The sequence below is a fragment of the Bacillus sp. J33 genome, assembly GCF_000518885.1.
Taxonomy (GTDB): Bacteria; Bacillota; Bacilli; order Bacillales; family Cytobacillaceae; genus Cytobacillus.
Window position 1 is genome coordinate 181 of record NZ_KI912517.1, and the last position, 16,117, is coordinate 16,297.

Below are 16,117 nucleotides of genomic sequence, written 5' to 3' on the forward strand. Positions count from 1 at the left end.
GAGAGAAAAAGGTCGCCATGAAGCTTCCATGAAGCCGGAATTTGGTCCAGCGGAGAGAAAAAGGTCGCCATGAAGCTTCCATGAAGCTTATATGAAGCCGGAAATGGGGCCAGCAGAGAGAAAAAGGTCGCCATGAAGCTTATATGAAGCCGGAAATTGGTCTAGCAGAGAGAAAAAGGTCGCCATGAAGCTTCCATGAAGCCGGAANCAGTCGTTTTATTTTAGCCTCAGGATCTTCCGGAGAGGTCCTGGGTCTGCCTTGACCTGGTCCTTTTGCTTTCCCTCGTTTTTCTTCCAGCCCCTTTATCCCTTCAGCCTTAAAATGTTTAACCCAGCGTCTTACCATTGAATAATTAATATCCAGCTCCTTAGCGACTGTTTCATAACCCATCCCCTCTTTTAAGTAAAGGTCTACGGCTCTTTTCTTAAATTTAACATCATATGTCTGTCTTGTTTTCCCCATCAAAAATCCCCCCATAGTAGACAGATTAGTATGCTTTCTTTTTTCTGTCTACTATAGGGGGATCATATCATTTATGGCGCGTCTATTTTTTTGACTGTGCAGGTTTAAGGATAACGGATTAGAGCGATTCAAGTTTTGTGTAAGCTGTTATCGTACAGTTTGTTGCATTTCAGGGCTAACTAAGGTTAATCAACGGGCAAAATTTACAAGTATAAAAACTAATTATGAGTAAAGACCTTTTTGTAAAAGCTCTTTTCCGGTCAAATGGTGCAATGTCAGATAAATTTAAATTTATGCTAGATAAATGGGCCAACATGCTAGGAAAACCCCTAACATGTTAGATAAATCAGGGAGCATGCCAGATAAATTTTTAATAAAGAAGGAGTATTCCAGATTTTGGAGAAAGGTATAGTGATTTTAACAATGAGTGGAGGCTATTTCCAATGTGCAAAGTGGTTTCGAAGGAATTTCAGGCAGCAGTAATGAGAAATAGAGGACTTTTTAAGGATTATGCTGAATTGGTCCCAAAGGCAGCACAGCATTTTTTGCAGCAGGCTCATCATATATTTAATCGTACGGGCTTAGAGGTTTCCATATACGAACCTAAGATCGGTGAAAACCATTTAGAAGGAACCTTTTTTGTAGGGTTATTAGTGAATGGGAAGGAGGAATCTTTACCCGAGGGAATGGAATACATACGGGCAGAGAATTCATATGCAGCGATTAGGGGTAAGGTAACAGAGATGGAACGGTTGTACAGCGATTTGAATCAGTGGATTGAAGAGCAAGGTTATCAGTATGAAGGTCCTGAACATTATATAGTTGAAGTCTATTATCCTGTGGAAAATGACGCTGAGGATGTTGAAGTCTATATTCCTATTAAAAATGCAGCTGAAAAGTGAAAAAAGGTGGAGAAATGGAAAAGAATTGTCCGAAATGTCCTGCAGTGATGTGGGAAGACAGCATGATTCCGAGCCGATCAGGTCTTAAAAAAGACAGATACTGAGAGAAAATTAGCCGTTGGTATGGATGTCCCAACTGCGTACTAATGGAGCTATATGCAGAGGAACCGGAAAAGCTTATGTGATTGCTCAAAAAAAGAGCCGCCCAGAGGGTTACCTCTGAGCGGTTTTTCAAACATTATATTTCCTTGGACGAAATGGGCAGAAATAGCTTAATGCCCCGTTTATTGAACGGCAGCATTTTAATATCGGCAATCAAGTGGCTTATGTATCCCGCAAGGCATGTATAGAAAACACCATGGATCCCAAGTGATGTTTCAAATTTGGAAGCAATAAACCCGAAGAATAAAACTCCAAGGATTGAATGCGTATAGCTGCGATGCGGTACGAAAGAAGCTATTAAAATATAAATCCCAAACAAGATCAGCCATATTTCCTGCAGGGAAACACCAACTCCAAGGACACCGATTCCAGTAATGGTGAGCATATGTTTTTGCCTAATCCGGGAAGATATGGCGATCATACTAATTCCAATAGCGATCCCAAGCCATTTCTCTTTGGAGTTTCCTTCATAAAAACTGTAAATAATCATTAAAAATCCAATTAATTGTGCAACGCTACGAACCACTTCATGTGATAGGGTGATCCGGTCACGAAGCTTTCCATCTATGTCCAGATCGGGAATTAATCCAGAAATTCCGCCTAAACCAACTAATAATAGTGTTGTAGAGGGGCTGGCGTGAACAGTGTTCGCAACCACGTATCCTGCTGCTGCTCCGATTGCTGCATGTGCGGTACCATTCAATGTTTTTTCCACCTTTATGAGAGATTTGCATATTTTTCATGCTCTTTAATATTATAATAAAACATTTGTTCTGTTTAGGCTTTTATAGAAATTAGTGCTTTGCTACCAATTATCTCGGGCATTCATTGAATAGTTCATGGTATAATGAATAAATAAAACTTACATAAGTTTGTTATCTTGCGCTCTGCAAGAATTTGTTTCTTTTAAAGGAAGGTATTTATGGCTGAGGAAAACATAACGAGGATTCATTTAGATGGCAAGGAATACATATTAATTGGAACGGCACATGTTTCTAAACATAGCGCCGAGCAGGTAAAAGAAGTTATTGAATCAGAACAGCCTGACTCTGTTTGCGTGGAATTGGACCAGCAAAGATATCAATCAATCAAAGAAGGAAATAAATGGAAAGAAATGGACGTTATTCAGGTAATTAAGGAGAAGAAAGCCTCCCTCCTTTTAATGAATCTGGCAATTTCTTCTTTTCAAAACCGCATGGCCGATCAATTCGGGATTAAGGCAGGGCAGGAAATGATTCAGGGAATAGAGTCAGCAAAGGAAACGGGAGCCAATCTGGTTCTTGCCGACCGCAATATCCAGATTACGTTTGCCAGGATTTGGGGCAACCTTGGCATAAAAGGAAAAGCGCTTCTGCTTAGCCAGGTCATTGCCAGCATCTTCAGCAAAGACACCATTTCAGAAGAAGAGCTTGAAAAAATGAAAAATCAGGATACAATAAATGCGATTCTGAATGAATTTACCGAAAGCTTCCCGCGACTAAAAAAACCTTTAATTGACGAGCGGGATCAGTACCTGGCCCAAAAAATTAAAGATGCACCAGGAGAAAAAATTGTGGCCGTACTGGGTGCAGCGCATGTACCTGGAATCAAAGAGGAAATCAAGAGAGAGCAGGATATGGCCAGTTTGACAGCTCGCCCGCCAAAGTCCAATCTTCCGAAAATAATTGGGTGGAGCATTCCGATATTTATTTTGGCGATTATTGCCTACACCTTTTATGCAAATCCATCTGCAGGATTTGCGCAGACAATAAGCTGGATTATTTGGAATGGTTCGTTATCAGCAATTGGAGCGGCCATTGGGATGGGACATCCCCTAACAATTTTAACAGCTTTTGTTGCTGCACCGATTACATCGTTAAATCCGCTCCTTGCAGCCGGCTGGTTTGCAGGTTTGACTCAAAGCTATATACGGCGCCCAAGTGTAAAAGACTTTGAAACACTTTCCGAAGATGTTTTTAGTGTAAAAGGCTTCTGGCAAAACAAGGTCAGCCGGATTTTGCTGATTGTCGTTCTTGCTAACCTTGGCAGCTCATTGGGGACTTTTATCGGCGGTGCTGATGTGATTAAGGTGTTTTTGGAGAATTTATAACTATGAAGGCTGAGAGAATGATGAGTGTCCTTATAGAAAATAATGATTAATGAGGAAGCTGAAGTCTAAAGGGATTTTAAGAGTAAAAGCAAAAAAAGTGTTAGCTGCCTGATAGGCCAGCTAACACTTTTTTGATTATCTGTCTGCTGCAATTGCCTTGCTTTTATAAAGCAGCGAACCAAGAATGAAGGTGATGGCACCCCAAATCACCAATATGCCAATTCCTGCCCAAAGCGCTGCATTAGCTGCGCTCGTTTCATAAACCATGCTTGCTCTTAACCCATCAGCAAAATAAGTAAGAGGCAAAATATTGGAAATTGGCTGCAGCCATTCGGGCATGGTTTCAACTGGAAAAAACACTCCGCTTAAAAACATCATGACGAAGCTAACAATATTTGCAACACCCATATAGGCTTCAGTTGTTTTGCTGAAAGCAGAAAAGAAATAACCCAGGGCATTAAAGGATAAAGCGCCAATCAAAAATACAATGATGAGGCTGATTGGATTGATATAAAGGCTTGCGCCAAAAAACAGGACGCCTATTAATGAGAGCAGGACGATTTGCACAATGCTGAACAGCAGCCTCATGACCATATCACTTAACCCAAATAAGCCCATGCTTGCCGGAGTCATCCGCAGCCTTTTGATTAGTCCTTTTCTGCGCATCTCAACTAAATCAACCATCCCGAACATACCGCCTTGGGCAATGGATAATGCAATCATGCCCGTTAAAAGGAAATCCGAATAACTTAAATCATTGTTTCCAGACGTTATGGATTCGAATTTCAGATCAAATGTTGGTGCTGCACCAGCTGCTGATAAATTGGCCTGCTGGACAAATTTATCGAGAATGCCGTAAACGGCCTGAGCAGCTGCACCTTGTTCATTCTCTTTGTTCACGACAAGAAAAACGGAAGAGGCTTCTGGCGATTCTGGCAAAATAATGGCGGCATCCACTTCCTGTTCTTTTACCCACTCTTCCGCTTTATCCCTCGGAACAGGCTTTCCTGATTTTACTTCAAAAACCGGAAGCTCGCTGATTTGACCAAGCATCCTATCAGAAGCTGGGTTGGGATTAGGTTCTACAACCGCTACCTCTGTTTGAAACTCTTCATCAGAACCTCCGCTGAAGATTAGCATAAAGATCACCATTAGGATGACTGGGAAAAAAATCCCCCAAAACCAAGCCTGTTTTTCACGCAATGTCAGTTTCAGCTGGGCGAAAAACATCATTTTAAACTGATGAAAGTTGTTAATCTCAATCCCTCCATTCCTTTCCGGTAAAGGCGATAAAAACATCTTCAAGGCTCATTTCCTTTATGGAGACCTGTTCTACCTGATAAGCTTTATCCTTCGTGAATTTAAATAAATCCAAAAGTGTTTCCTCCGGTTTCACTGCCCAAACTTTCAAGGATGCTCCTTCACGTTCCGTCCTGGCAACAGACTCGAGAACACTTGAAAATTGATCTGCTTCAGAAGCAGCCGTTTCTCCATCAAGGAAGGACACTCTTATTTCCCGTTCATTTGTAAGCTTCTCAATGAGTGCAGAAGGGGAGTCAAGGGCAATTACACTTCCCTGGTCTACAATGCATACACGATCACTTAATTTTTCGGCTTCTTCCATATAGTGGGTGGTCAGAATGGTTGTTTTGCCTAATTCCTTCAGATGGAGTATGATATCCCAAATATTTCTGCGGGCCTGAGGGTCCAGGCCTGTTGTCGGTTCATCGAGAAAGATGATTTCGGGGTCACTAATTAGTGCAAGGCCAATTGCCAGCCTTTGCCGCTGCCCGCCGGACAGTTTTTTCACCTGGTTTTTCCGATGTTCAGTTAGGTTGATGATCTCCAAAATTTCTTCCGCAGGCCGGGCGTGTTCATAAAAAGAGGCAAATAGCTTCAGATTTTCTTCAGGTGTTAATAAATCAAACATAGCGCTGGATTGAGGCTGGACGCCAATTTTCCTTTTGATAGAAATCGCGTTTTTCTTCCAGTCCAGATCTCCGAAGTATATCTCTCCATCATCAGGAGAAACAAGGCCTTCAATCATTTCCAAAGTAGTCGTTTTGCCTGCACCGTTTGGCCCGATAATGGTGAAAACCTCACCAGCTTTTACTGAAAAGCTGATGTCCTGTACCGCTCGAATGGCACCGAAAGATTTTTGCAGATTTTTTACTTCTAATACGGTCATTAAACTTCCTCACTTTCTTGGCGAGTTAACTAAAAAATACCAACCACTTATTTAATACGTTGATGTTTTGGGAAAAATTCATTTTTCATAGAAACTTAATGAAGAAGGGGCTCCATTATAGTTGACAGTTCAAACTTGTATTTCTTACTAAAAGCTGTTTTTATAAAAGAATAAGGTATTCAAATACAGGGAGATGTCCATATGAAATCAGAGAAACAAAAAATGCTTGCTGGTGAAATGTATGATCCAGCTGATCCGGAGTTATTAAAAGAACGCGAGCGTGCAAGGCGTTTGGTTAGGCTAATAAATCAAACAGCTGAGACTGAAGGGGAGAAAAGGGCCGAATTATTAAAAGAATTGTTCGGATCTACTGGAAAGGTTCTATTTCTCGAACCAACTTTCCGTTGTGATTATGGATACAACATTCATGTGGGCGAAAATTTCTTCGCCAATTTCGAATGTGTCATTCTTGATGTTTGTGAAGTAAGATTTGGGGATAACTGCATGCTAGCTCCAGGTGTACATATTTATACGGCGACCCATCCATTGAATCCCGCTGAACGCAACTCAGGAAGGGAATTTGGAAAACCTGTGACCATTGGCAGCAATGTGTGGATTGGCGGTGGAGCGATTATCAACCCGGGCGTGAATATTGGCGACAATGCCGTAATTGCCTCAGGTGCTGTTGTAACGAAAGATGTGCCAAAGAATGCCGTTGTCGGCGGCAATCCTGCAAAAGTCATTAAAATGATTGAATGATAAAAAGGAATCAAATGCGTTGCTTCTAATGAGGCAAAGCTGTTTTTTTTAATTCTGGAAGGTTTTTTTTGAAAAACGTTGTGGGTTAGCGAGACATATTTTGGTGACTCAGCATCCTTAACGATTCCTTTAGATCAAGTAATAATACAAAAAAAGAGCCACCATTGAGAGATAGCCCATTTACTTATATTAGATCAGCCTAATGGGTGTATTTATGTCATAGGAATCCCGATAGGATCGATAGGATACAAACTGTTTTCCATGTGACGAACCATCAAGCTGCAGGATTCTGTTATGGTTGGTTTCCATATAAAGAAAGTCATCATTTATTTTTAAACGGTAAAAGGTAAAGGTGTTTCCCAGAAGTTCTTTCTTTGAAACCTGTGTGTCAGGATGCTGCTGAATAAACTCAGCCAGCTGCTTTACTGAAATGGAAGGGATATCTGCCATTTCAAAGAATTTACCTTTTATATTGGCCTTGATTTTGCTGACTGCGCTTTTCGCCTTATCCTTATATTTGTTTTTAGACATAGGGACACTCCTTGTTATTAAGATTATTAAGTAAAATTCCCATTTGTTAAAATCATAAAACAAAAATAATTAAAATAATACCTATCTATAGCCATAAAATTTTTAAGGAAGTGCATGTTTTTGACTAATAATATGAACGATTTTAACTCTGATTGTGAGAGATGTTTTAGTCTTTGCTGTATAGCTTTGCCTTATGCAAAATCCGCAGATTTTGCCATTGATAAAGAAGGTGGTATACCTTGCCCCAATTTGCAATCTGATTTTCGCTGCCGTATACATAATGATCTAAGAAATAAGGGTTTTAAAGGCTGCACCTCTTATGAGTGTTTTGGGGCCGGCCAAAAAGTATCACAAGAAACTTTTGAAGGCAGGGATTGGCGCTGTCATCCTGAACTGGCAAAAGAAATGTTTGAAGTATTTCCAATCATGCAGCAGCTTCATGAAATGCTCTACTATTTGACGGAAGCATTGAATTTGGAATCAACCCGCCAGATTCATGATGAATTGAAAGACTCATTGGAAAAAACGGAATCCTTAACAAATATGAAGCCAAAGTTAATGATAGAACTGAATATTCCCGCCCATAGAACAGAAGTAAATAATCTGCTTTTAAAAGCAAGTGAGCTGGTTAGGTCAAAAGCTCAGCAAGGAAAAAGAAAATCTAAGGCCAGAAAAGACTTTATTGGGGAAAAGATGAAGGGAGCTGTTCTCAGGGGAGCCAATTTAAGAGGCTCATTGTTTATTGCTGCCGATCTTAGAAAAGCTGATTTGGGATTCACTGATCTTATTGGAGCCGATTTTAGGGATGCTGACCTAAGCGGCGCGAATCTGACAGGAAGCATTTTTTTAACACAGGCCCAGATAAACTCTGCCAATGGAGATATTCATACAAAATTGCCTGCAACATTAAAGGTGCCAAGCCATTGGCTTAAATAGAAGCAGAAAGAGAGATCGAGGAATGACACAGAATGGAATCGTCCTTGCAGCAAGTGTTTCAATATTGAGAGATAACAATGTTTTAATGATAAAAGAGAACAAGCCAACAGCTCAGAATAAATGGAATTTCCCTTCAGGACGGATTGAAAATGGGGAGGACATCCTCGCAGCAGCAATCAGAGAAGTGAAGGAAGAAACAGGATTTGAAGTAAACCTGACTAAAGCGTCGGGCATCTATCATTTTACCAGCAGCTCGAATGATCAAGTGATCCTATTTCATTTTACTGCTGAAATTATAGGCGGCTCTTTGAATCTGGCGGAAGCCGAAATTACAGAAAGCAGATGGGTGCCGCTGTGGAAGATTAAAAGTTTCGAAGATGATCAGCTGCGGCATGCTTTTGTGATAAAACAGATAGCTGATGCATTATTAGGTAAAAAATTATACCCATTAGAAATGTTTAAGCTGTGTTAAAGCTGACTGAGCTTAGCACCTGTTGATTGAGTGGAAGGTGCGAGCTCCTCAATGCTGCAGCATTTCCTTCGTGGATTATTTAAGGATGCATATTCAATGTCCTGCTGGAGGAGCGCCGGACTGCCGGACGGCCCGCTGTTCGCTGAGCTCCAGAAACGGAAATCAACAGACGAGTTTAACAGAGCCAATGTTTGAAGAAATGTAGAGAAAAAGGAATTTTCAGGAATTTTGTCGAAAATATACCCTACTGATATATAGTAGGGGGCATTACAGTGGAATTTAATATAAAGTGCGAATTTTTTAATAAGGCTATTAGGGATGTCAGTAAAGCAGTAAGCTCCAAAACTTCAATTCCCATTTTAGCGGGCATAAAGATTACAGCAGAAGAAGAGTGTTTAATTCTAACAGCCAGCAATTCGGATATCATCATTGAAATAATCATCCCTGAATTGATTGATGGAGAAAAGGTACTGGAGGTTTCAGAGACTGGAAGTGCAGTAATTACTGCTAAATATTTAAGTGAAATGATAAAAAAGCTCCCGAGTGACGTCCATATTAAGGTAAACGAAAAACGGATCATGACTATTACCTCTTCTGAAATCGTTACAAATATAAATGGCTTCCATTCAGAAGAATTTCCAAGGCTTCCGCAGATGGAGCGTTCAGAACCGTTTGTCATACCAAGCAAAAAATTTATAGAAATGATCAAGCTAACCGCGTTTGCATCATCAAAAAATGAGACAAGGCCTGTTCTAACAGGTGTCCATATGTCATTTCAGGATAGCCGATTTAGATGCGCAGCAACCAATTCGCACCGTTTGGCATTAAGTGAAACTGAGATTGACTGCAAAATGGAAGGCTCCATTATTGTTCCCTCCTCCAGCCTCAATGAACTAGCTAAATTAATGGTACATGAAGATGGAGAAATACTTATATTTCTTACTGAGAGTTATATCGTTTTTAGAGCAAAAACGGTTTCTTTTTATTCACGCTTAATTGAAGGCAAATATCCGGATGTTGCTGGGCTTATCCCAAAGGAAGCAAAGACGGTGATGGTTCTAAATACAAATCAGCTCTTAAAAGGGATTGACCGGGCCAGCCTGTTTGCAAGTGATTGGAAAAATAATAATGTCCATATCGAGATCAAAGCTGGCAAGAAATTAAAAATCTCCTCTGACTCCTCGGCAGTAGGATATATTGAAGAAACTCAAAAAATATATGAATTAAGCGGGGATGAGGAGCTTTCAATTTCACTGGATGGAACCTTCTTAATGGAAGCATTAAGAGCAATAAAGGAAAATGAAGTCCGCTTGAGTTTTGGGGGCTCAATGAGACCGGTTTTGATTGAGCCAGCAGGCAATCCTTCCTGTCTCCATCTGATTTCTCCAGTCCGTTCGAACTAAGAGGAGATTTCAAATCAACCGACTTTACTTTTTCGAGCTGGAAGCAGCATAGAAAATCTGTTTAAAGTCAGAAAATCTTTATTTAAGCACTGATCATCAGCAAAAAGCCGCTGTTGATCGGTGCTTTTTGCTGTCTTTCGAATACAAGTCTGTTTTTCCATTTACACCCATAATAAAATGGGAGATAAGCCAAAAACTTAAGAAGTGCAGGTTCAATCTTAAGAAATTCTTAAGATTTCTATTGCGTTAATGTTAAGATTTTACGATTAGTATAACAATATGAAAACGAGCCGCGAGAAAGTAGGGGGATTATGGAACATTATAATGTACTCGTTGTAGATGATGAGAAAGAAATACGGGATGCGATTGAGATTTATCTCAAAAATGAAGGCATAACCGTTTTGAAAGCAAAAGATGGAATTGAAGCACTTGAGATATTGAATGAGCAGCAGGTGCACTTAATTATCCTGGATGTGATGATGCCAAAGCTGGACGGTATTTCGGCTACATATAAAATTCGTGAGAAGAAGAATATCCCGATCATCATTCTTAGTGCCAAGAGCGAGGATACGGATAAGATTTTGGGCCTGCAGGTTGGGGCGGATGATTATGTCACCAAACCGTTTAATCCAATGGAATTGGTTGCACGCGTAAAATCACAGCTAAGGCGGTATGTGACATTCGGAACCTTTGAAGGGGTTAAAAAGGTCATTGATTTGAACGGTCTCATGCTAGATAAAGAAGCGAAGGAAGTGTCGGTGAATGGAGAATCTGTAAAGCTGACTCCGATTGAATATAAAATTGTTGAATTGCTTATGTCAAACGCCGGCCGTGTTTTTTCCATAAATGAAATATATGAAAGGGTTTGGAATGAACCTTGCTATAATGCGGAAAATACAGTTGCAGTTCATATTCGGAAAATCCGTGAAAAGATTGAAATCGATCCGAAGAATCCAAGATTTTTGAAGGTGGTATGGGGAATTGGATACAAGATGGAAAAATAAGTTCGTTATTGCAATTATAACCATTTTATTTGCTTTCGGGGTAAGCGGCATTTTATCACTGCTAATTAATGGTGAAGAATATACGAATCCTAGCTATTTCCACACCGCTGAGTTTAGAAGCCACCTGGATCATTATGCCGGTTATCTGGAAATGTTTGAGCTGAATAACGTCACACTTGAGGAAGCCAAGGAAGCCATTGAGGTTACGAAAGAGGACATTAACGAGCATCGGTATCGCTATGGCACGCTGCCTGAACAAATAGATAATATTAAAAGCCAATATGAATATAGAATCCAAGAGGCAAAGGATGCCGAAAATAATGAATTTGCCCAAACTTTAACTGATCAAATGAACAAAAGAATAGATGATATTACGAAGAATTTTGAGAGTGATGAACACGTTCGCCCTAAAGTAGTAAAGGAAAAAGAAGAAAAACTAGAAGATTTTTTCAAGGAAAAAGAACGAATGCGGGATCAGTACAGATTTTATGAGAAATCATTTACTTATTATTTTGAGGACACTGCTACAGGCGATATTTACACAAATTTGAATTTGTCTAAAGATGAGTCTCCAGAAGAAGTGTTGAATAAAGAGATGCTATATTTTACAGATTACTCTATGGACAAAAATTATTTCATTCATTTTATTATGGGCGGATATGAAGACCTTGATCAGACGCTGGCAGAATCCGAATCAGGCTACTATGAAGGCCATATTGGCCTGGCAAAAAATCTCCCTGCTACAAATAAGTTTATTGAAGAAAATAATCATTTTAAACAAAAACGGATTGTTTTATTCGTTTATGCTGGATCTGCTGTTGTGGCATTGATAATTGCATTGATTGCAGGCAGAAGGTCGAAGGCACTGTCTGCTGAAATAAAAAGGTGGGAGCCATTATTCAATAAGCTGACCATTGATTTAAGAATAATCTTATTCGGCTTTACAGCAATGGCCGGTATATTGTCGCTATTTCTATTAAATGACTTCCTTATTGATTCCTCCCAAATATCATACCATGTGTTAGAAATGATTATTGTCCTGATTGGAGCTTCCGTTCTTTGCGGCTTAACAATTGTACAGCTGAAATATATCGCTGGAGAATTTAAAAATTGGGAGAATACAAAGGCTGTTTGGAAAAAAAGCTGGACTTATAAACTGTGGATTCTGTTTAAAAACGTGGCTAAGAACACTGTAAAAAGCATAAAGGAAGCCTTTTTGAACCGCACTACAGGCACACAGCTGGTGATTGTGCTTGGACTCATTTTTGGATTGGGGATGGGTTCGGTCATCATGCTGTTCCATCCATTGTTTGCACTGCTCTACCTGTTTACTCTCGCATTTGCAGGGATTCCGCTGGTATTGGCACTTATCAAACGAATTGGCTATTTCAACCGAATCGTTGAGACAACGAACGAACTGGCATCCGGTCATATGGGGCAGGATTTGCCGATTACCGGAAAGAGTGTGCTCGCTGTACTTGCAGGAAATATCAATATATTAAAGCAGGGTGTTAAAACGTCTTTAAGTGAGCAGGCAAAGAGTGAACGGCTTAAAACGGAGCTGATTACAAATGTCAGCCATGACTTAAGAACACCGTTAACCTCTATTATTACTTACACAGAACTTCTAAAATCAGGCGAGGTTTCTGAAGAGGACCGTTCAGCCTATTTAGAAATCATTGACCGGAAGTCAAAACGGTTAAAGCTTTTGATTGATGATTTATTCGAAGTTTCAAAGATGGCGAGCGGCAATATTGAACTAAGAAAGGAAAGAGTGGACCTGGTCCAATTGCTGCAGCAGGCACTCGCGGAGCATGACAATGCCATCACCGAATCCAATTTGCATTTTCGCGTCACAAACCCTGGTGTACCGATAATCGCTCATGTAGATGGCCAAAAGCTATGGCGCGTGTTTGATAACTTAATAGGAAATATTTTGAAGTATTCACTGGAGAATTCACGTGTCTATATTGCGATTGCTGCGGTTAAAGGCCGGGCGGTCATTACGTTTAAGAATGTTTCCAAATACGAACTCGATGATCAAAGTGAGGAACTGTTTGAACGGTTTAAACGAGGGGATAAGTCAAGGCATACAGATGGTTCTGGCCTGGGCCTTGCCATAGCTAAATCGATTGTCGACCTTCATGAGGGCAATCTGGATATTGATACAGATGGTGATTTGTTCAAAGTAACCATATCACTGAATATAGAACAATAAGGGAAGAGGATGAAAAGGATGGATTTCTCAGAGCTATACAAATTACATTATAAAAGGCTATATCATATAAGTTATTCGGTTACTGGTGATGCCTACCTTGCAGAGGATGTCATTCAAGAAACCTTTATCAAAGCAATGAAGAAAGCTGAAACGATCATTGATGAAGACAAAGTGGGAGCGTGGCTGTCTGTTATTGCCCGAAGAACCGCACTGGACGTTATCAGGAGAGAAAGAAAGAAAACTGCGGTCCCAATGGAGCAGGAAATGCTAGAGAGCCTTTGCGTGATAACAAAGCAGAATGTTGAACAGGAGGTAGAATCAGGGTTCACAGCTGAAGAAATCAACGGAGCAGTAAAACAGCTGACACGAAACTATCAAGATGTTCTATTGCTAAAGGTTGAACGCGGATTAAAGGAGCACGAGATAGCTGCATTACTAAATTTAAAGCCTTCGACTGTTAAAACAAGGATATTCAGGGCAAGGAAGCAGTTGAAGAGCATGGTTCAGGTGGGGGCATAGATAAAAAGGAGAGCAAGCAGTCTAAAATGGGCTGTTTGCTCTCCTTTTTTGTTGTTATGAAAATAATATAATCCTATCATGTGAATCATTTTGTGAAAAGTTGTCTGCATCTAGCTCCAGCGCCTAGCCAGTTTTCATCCTGAAAAGGCTTCCTTGAATATCTTGCGAGGAGCATGATTCGGAGAATGATGCTTTGAGCAGCTCGGAACGTAACAAATCACTCCAGAAATCAGGACAAGGAAAGCTTCGGCAGCGATACATCGCCCGACCGAAACCGTTAGCTTTTGGGAGGACGTGGCGGTTTTTAGCAGAAGCTCCTATGTCTAGGCGCTTCTGCTTATGTTCTTAATGTTACCCTTCCGGCATTGGCGTAGGCGTAGAGGTGCCAAGTGACTCGTATTTATTATCGAGGTGGCTGCGAATCGTTTTTAAATCTGTACCTTTTTCAAACTCTTGTTTTGCCTCACGGGCAATATCAACGCAAATTCCTCAGCCAAAGCCCATGCTGTCGAGCCTGGCCGTGTTATTTTCAACGGAATCAACGAAACAATGAGTGTTGTTTATGTGGCCATCCTCTTTCATAACAGCCGCAATAGCAGGGCATGTAGTCGAGCACTTCGGGATGTTCCACAGCAAATTGATAAGCTTCAAGAACTTTTGGGCTGTCTGTTATAGAAGTAACAGCTGACCAATCATTACTGCCGATTTTATATTCAAGCTTAGGATTGTACAGCTTAGAACCCCCAGAGTCTGCTTTATCTCCAGCAGAACAGCCGGATACTATAAGAGTACCCAGAAAAAATGGCATTAATAACTTTTTCAACAAGTCCACTCCTGCCTCAAGATTAACGAAAAACCTCCTTTCAACCTTACCACGGAACTAAAACAAATTCAGTGACAATATTGGCAACTCTTAAGGAGATGAAGAGGAATGGAAAGTCTGCATGTATAGATGTTTTAGAGGGTTATTGGCTTATCCAATGCATAGAAGGTTTTATAGCCTTATAGAGATGATTATCATCGTTATAAAACCTTTTATCTGCGTTATAGAGTCATTTATCGTTAGTATAGCCAGTTTCGTATAGCGAGCTGTTTACCAAGGGCATAATAGAAGAAAAACTTTTCGGCGGAAAAAACGAAATAGGGAATATTTACGATTGGACTTATTGCTGCAATGAAATGACAGCCTTGCTTCCCGAGCCCTGGGGATATTTTAATTATGGGACGCGGAAGATATGGTACTCGGTATTATTGTCTTTAACAGGAATTTATAAGTGTATGACCTTTCTGGAGAAGAAAATCTCTAACTATAGAAAAGGCGGTTAAATGGATGTACTGGTTTCCATACTCTGCTTTGGCTGTAAATCTGCTTATAATCTGGTTAATGCCAAAGAGCTTAACAAATAAAGAGATTTACGTATCCTGGTTTGTCGTCGCATTAATTAATATGAGTACAGATCTTGTATTGAGTTTATATTTTAGGCTGTATGAGCTAAATGGCGGGGGAATTCAGCTTGGAGTTCATTTACTCGAATTAACTCTCGGAGCATCGTTTGGCATCATTTTCCTGAATTTCATGCCCAAAAGCTTGCCGAATTTTATTATTTATATGGCAGGCTGGGTTTTTTCGCTGGTTTTTGAAGCGATTACCGTTCACTTAAAATTTATTAATTACTTCAAATGGGTATGGTGGTACTCAGCCCCATACTATACTGCTGCTTGCTTATTCCTGCGTGGGCACTTGCATTTTCTTAGATCAAATAATTAAGCTTCCTGCAAAGAAAGCAGGGGCCATTTGGTATAAGATGGACATCAGTTTTTTTTGAAGGGGGATTCAAACCTTTTAACGTCTCCCTTATGATATGGGAATCAATGTCTCGGAAGCAGTTTTTTTTATGGAGAAGGACTATAACACTTCTTTAATACCTTTATCCATTTTCTGGTTTAACGGGTTTCTGTTGCTGAAAAATTTCTAGCACCGCTTTTAATAAAGGGCATAAAACATTTCATGTTAGATTTGGTATTTGATATGATGAAGAAAAAGGAGTGAAGTAAAATGCAGAAAGTGACACCGTTTTTAATGTTTCAGGGAAATGCTGAAGAGGCCATGAATTATTACATTTCTTTAATTGAAGAATCGGAAATTAAAAGCATTACCCGATATGGAGCTAATGAAGCAGGGGAAGAAGGCAGTGTAATGCATGCTGCCTTTTCTTTAAAGGGGCAAGAAATCATGTGCATTGACAGCAATGTAAAGCATGATTTTACATTCACACCGTCTTTTTCTTTGTACATCACTTGCGATACAGAAGAGGAAATTGACCAGCTTTATAAGAGTCTGCTGGATGGCGGGATTGCCCTTATGCCGCTGGGGGACTATTCCTTCAGTAAAAAGTTTGGCTGGGTTAACGATAAATTTGGGGTTTCCTGGCAGGTTAATTTGCCTTTTTAAGCTTTAAATTCAAAAAAAA

The 16,117-nt window shown here is 40.1% G+C and carries 16 protein-coding genes and 1 pseudogene; 11 read left to right on the forward strand and 6 right to left on the reverse strand.

Going from position 1 to position 16,117, the window contains the following annotated elements:
• Positions 1-139 precede the first annotated feature (139 nt).
• Positions 140-463, reverse strand: coding sequence for a helix-turn-helix domain-containing protein (locus tag L634_RS33170; RefSeq protein WP_084029068.1), 324 nt, complete (start codon positions 461-463; stop codon positions 140-142).
• Positions 464-906: 443 nt separating this feature from the next.
• On the opposite strand from L634_RS33170, the gene L634_RS0128995 reads away from it, so the two are divergent.
• Positions 907-1,365, forward strand: coding sequence for a GyrI-like domain-containing protein (locus L634_RS0128995; protein WP_026585377.1), 459 nt, complete (start codon positions 907-909; stop codon positions 1,363-1,365).
• Positions 1,366-1,603: 238 nt separating this feature from the next.
• Here L634_RS0128995 and L634_RS0129000 read toward each other — a convergent pair whose 3' ends face one another.
• The gene (locus L634_RS0129000) at positions 1,604-2,230 is read right to left on the reverse strand and encodes a metal-dependent hydrolase (RefSeq protein ID WP_026585378.1); all 627 of its coding nucleotides are present in this window, start codon (positions 2,228-2,230) and stop codon (positions 1,604-1,606) included.
• A 219-nt stretch (positions 2,231-2,449) separates the two neighbouring features.
• Here L634_RS0129000 and L634_RS0129005 point away from each other — a divergent pair, with 219 nt between their 5' ends.
• A complete protein-coding gene (locus L634_RS0129005; RefSeq protein WP_026585379.1) occupies positions 2,450-3,616 on the forward strand; it encodes a TraB/GumN family protein in 1,167 nt (388 codons plus the stop codon).
• Positions 3,617-3,751: 135 nt separating this feature from the next.
• On the opposite strand, the gene L634_RS0129010 is transcribed toward L634_RS0129005, so the two are convergent.
• Both L634_RS0129010 and L634_RS0129015 read right to left on the reverse strand, forming a co-directional pair.
• On the reverse strand, positions 3,752-4,915 hold the full coding sequence (locus L634_RS0129010) for an ABC transporter permease (protein ID WP_232233868.1): 1,164 nt from the start codon (positions 4,913-4,915) through the stop codon (positions 3,752-3,754).
• Positions 4,875-5,804, reverse strand: a complete 930-nt coding sequence (locus L634_RS0129015; RefSeq protein WP_026585381.1) for an ABC transporter ATP-binding protein — start codon at positions 5,802-5,804, stop codon at positions 4,875-4,877. Before L634_RS0129015 ends, L634_RS0129010 begins: the two co-directional genes overlap by 41 nt.
• A 201-nt stretch (positions 5,805-6,005) precedes the next feature.
• Here L634_RS0129015 and L634_RS0129020 point away from each other — a divergent pair, with 201 nt between their 5' ends.
• Positions 6,006-6,563, forward strand: a complete 558-nt coding sequence (locus L634_RS0129020) for a sugar O-acetyltransferase (RefSeq protein WP_026585382.1) — start codon at positions 6,006-6,008, stop codon at positions 6,561-6,563.
• 189 nt (positions 6,564-6,752) lie between these two features.
• Here L634_RS0129020 and L634_RS0129025 read toward each other — a convergent pair whose 3' ends face one another.
• Complete coding sequence (locus L634_RS0129025; RefSeq protein ID WP_026585383.1) at positions 6,753-7,094, reverse strand: hypothetical protein; 342 nt, start codon at positions 7,092-7,094, stop codon at positions 6,753-6,755.
• Positions 7,095-7,226: 132 nt separating this feature from the next.
• Here L634_RS0129025 and L634_RS0129030 point away from each other — a divergent pair, with 132 nt between their 5' ends.
• From L634_RS0129030 to L634_RS0129060, 6 genes are all read left to right on the forward strand, one after another.
• Positions 7,227-8,030, forward strand: a complete 804-nt coding sequence (locus tag L634_RS0129030; protein WP_034263484.1) for a pentapeptide repeat-containing protein — start codon at positions 7,227-7,229, stop codon at positions 8,028-8,030.
• Between the two features lie 22 nt (positions 8,031-8,052).
• Positions 8,053-8,502, forward strand: a complete 450-nt coding sequence (locus L634_RS0129035) for an NUDIX hydrolase (protein ID WP_026585385.1) — start codon at positions 8,053-8,055, stop codon at positions 8,500-8,502.
• Between the two features lie 272 nt (positions 8,503-8,774).
• Positions 8,775-9,905: a DNA polymerase III subunit beta gene (dnaN, locus tag L634_RS0129045; RefSeq protein WP_026585386.1), complete on the forward strand. Its 1,131-nt coding sequence runs from the start codon at positions 8,775-8,777 to the stop codon at positions 9,903-9,905.
• Between the two features lie 311 nt (positions 9,906-10,216).
• Positions 10,217-10,909, forward strand: coding sequence for a response regulator transcription factor (locus L634_RS0129050; RefSeq protein ID WP_026585387.1), 693 nt, complete (start codon positions 10,217-10,219; stop codon positions 10,907-10,909).
• Positions 10,887-13,127, forward strand: a complete 2,241-nt coding sequence (locus L634_RS0129055) for a sensor histidine kinase (RefSeq protein WP_026585388.1) — start codon at positions 10,887-10,889, stop codon at positions 13,125-13,127. The genes L634_RS0129050 and L634_RS0129055 overlap by 23 nt, the downstream gene beginning before the upstream one ends.
• Before the next feature lie 18 nt (positions 13,128-13,145).
• Positions 13,146-13,646, forward strand: coding sequence for an RNA polymerase sigma factor (locus L634_RS0129060; RefSeq protein ID WP_034263477.1), 501 nt, complete (start codon positions 13,146-13,148; stop codon positions 13,644-13,646).
• A gap of 351 nt (positions 13,647-13,997) precedes the next feature.
• Here the strand turns inward: L634_RS0129060 and L634_RS35050 are convergent.
• Positions 13,998-14,469 (reverse strand): annotated as a pseudogene (locus L634_RS35050) (PCYCGC motif-containing (lipo)protein).
• A 507-nt stretch (positions 14,470-14,976) separates the two neighbouring features.
• On the opposite strand from L634_RS35050, the gene L634_RS0129070 reads away from it, so the two are divergent.
• Complete coding sequence (locus L634_RS0129070; RefSeq protein WP_026585390.1) at positions 14,977-15,414, forward strand: hypothetical protein; 438 nt, start codon at positions 14,977-14,979, stop codon at positions 15,412-15,414.
• A gap of 288 nt (positions 15,415-15,702) precedes the next feature.
• Entirely contained in the window at positions 15,703-16,098 is a 396-nt protein-coding gene (locus L634_RS0129080) for a VOC family protein (protein ID WP_026585391.1), read from the forward strand.
• The last annotated feature ends 19 nt before the right edge of the window (positions 16,099-16,117 follow it).

Excerpts from the sequence above, each read along its gene's own strand:
- L634_RS0129005 (WP_026585379.1), top strand. The coding sequence starts at position 2,450 with ATGGCTGAGGAAAACATAACGAGGATTCATTTAGATGGCAAGGAATAC.
- L634_RS0129020 (WP_026585382.1), top strand. The coding sequence starts at position 6,006 with ATGAAATCAGAGAAACAAAAAATGCTTGCTGGTGAAATGTATGATCCA.
- L634_RS0129035 (WP_026585385.1), top strand. The coding sequence starts at position 8,053 with ATGACACAGAATGGAATCGTCCTTGCAGCAAGTGTTTCAATATTGAGA.
- L634_RS0129070 (WP_026585390.1), top strand. The coding sequence starts at position 14,977 with ATGTACTGGTTTCCATACTCTGCTTTGGCTGTAAATCTGCTTATAATC.
- L634_RS0128995 (WP_026585377.1), top strand. The coding sequence starts at position 907 with ATGTGCAAAGTGGTTTCGAAGGAATTTCAGGCAGCAGTAATGAGAAAT.
- L634_RS0129025 (WP_026585383.1), bottom strand. The coding sequence starts at position 7,094 with ATGTCTAAAAACAAATATAAGGATAAGGCGAAAAGCGCAGTCAGCAAA.
- L634_RS0129010 (WP_232233868.1), bottom strand. The coding sequence starts at position 4,915 with ATGTTTTTATCGCCTTTACCGGAAAGGAATGGAGGGATTGAGATTAAC.
- L634_RS0129050 (WP_026585387.1), top strand. The coding sequence starts at position 10,217 with ATGGAACATTATAATGTACTCGTTGTAGATGATGAGAAAGAAATACGG.
- L634_RS0129060 (WP_034263477.1), top strand. The coding sequence starts at position 13,146 with ATGGATTTCTCAGAGCTATACAAATTACATTATAAAAGGCTATATCAT.
- L634_RS0129080 (WP_026585391.1), top strand. The coding sequence starts at position 15,703 with ATGCAGAAAGTGACACCGTTTTTAATGTTTCAGGGAAATGCTGAAGAG.
- L634_RS0129015 (WP_026585381.1), bottom strand. The coding sequence starts at position 5,804 with ATGACCGTATTAGAAGTAAAAAATCTGCAAAAATCTTTCGGTGCCATT.
- L634_RS0129030 (WP_034263484.1), top strand. The coding sequence starts at position 7,227 with ATGAACGATTTTAACTCTGATTGTGAGAGATGTTTTAGTCTTTGCTGT.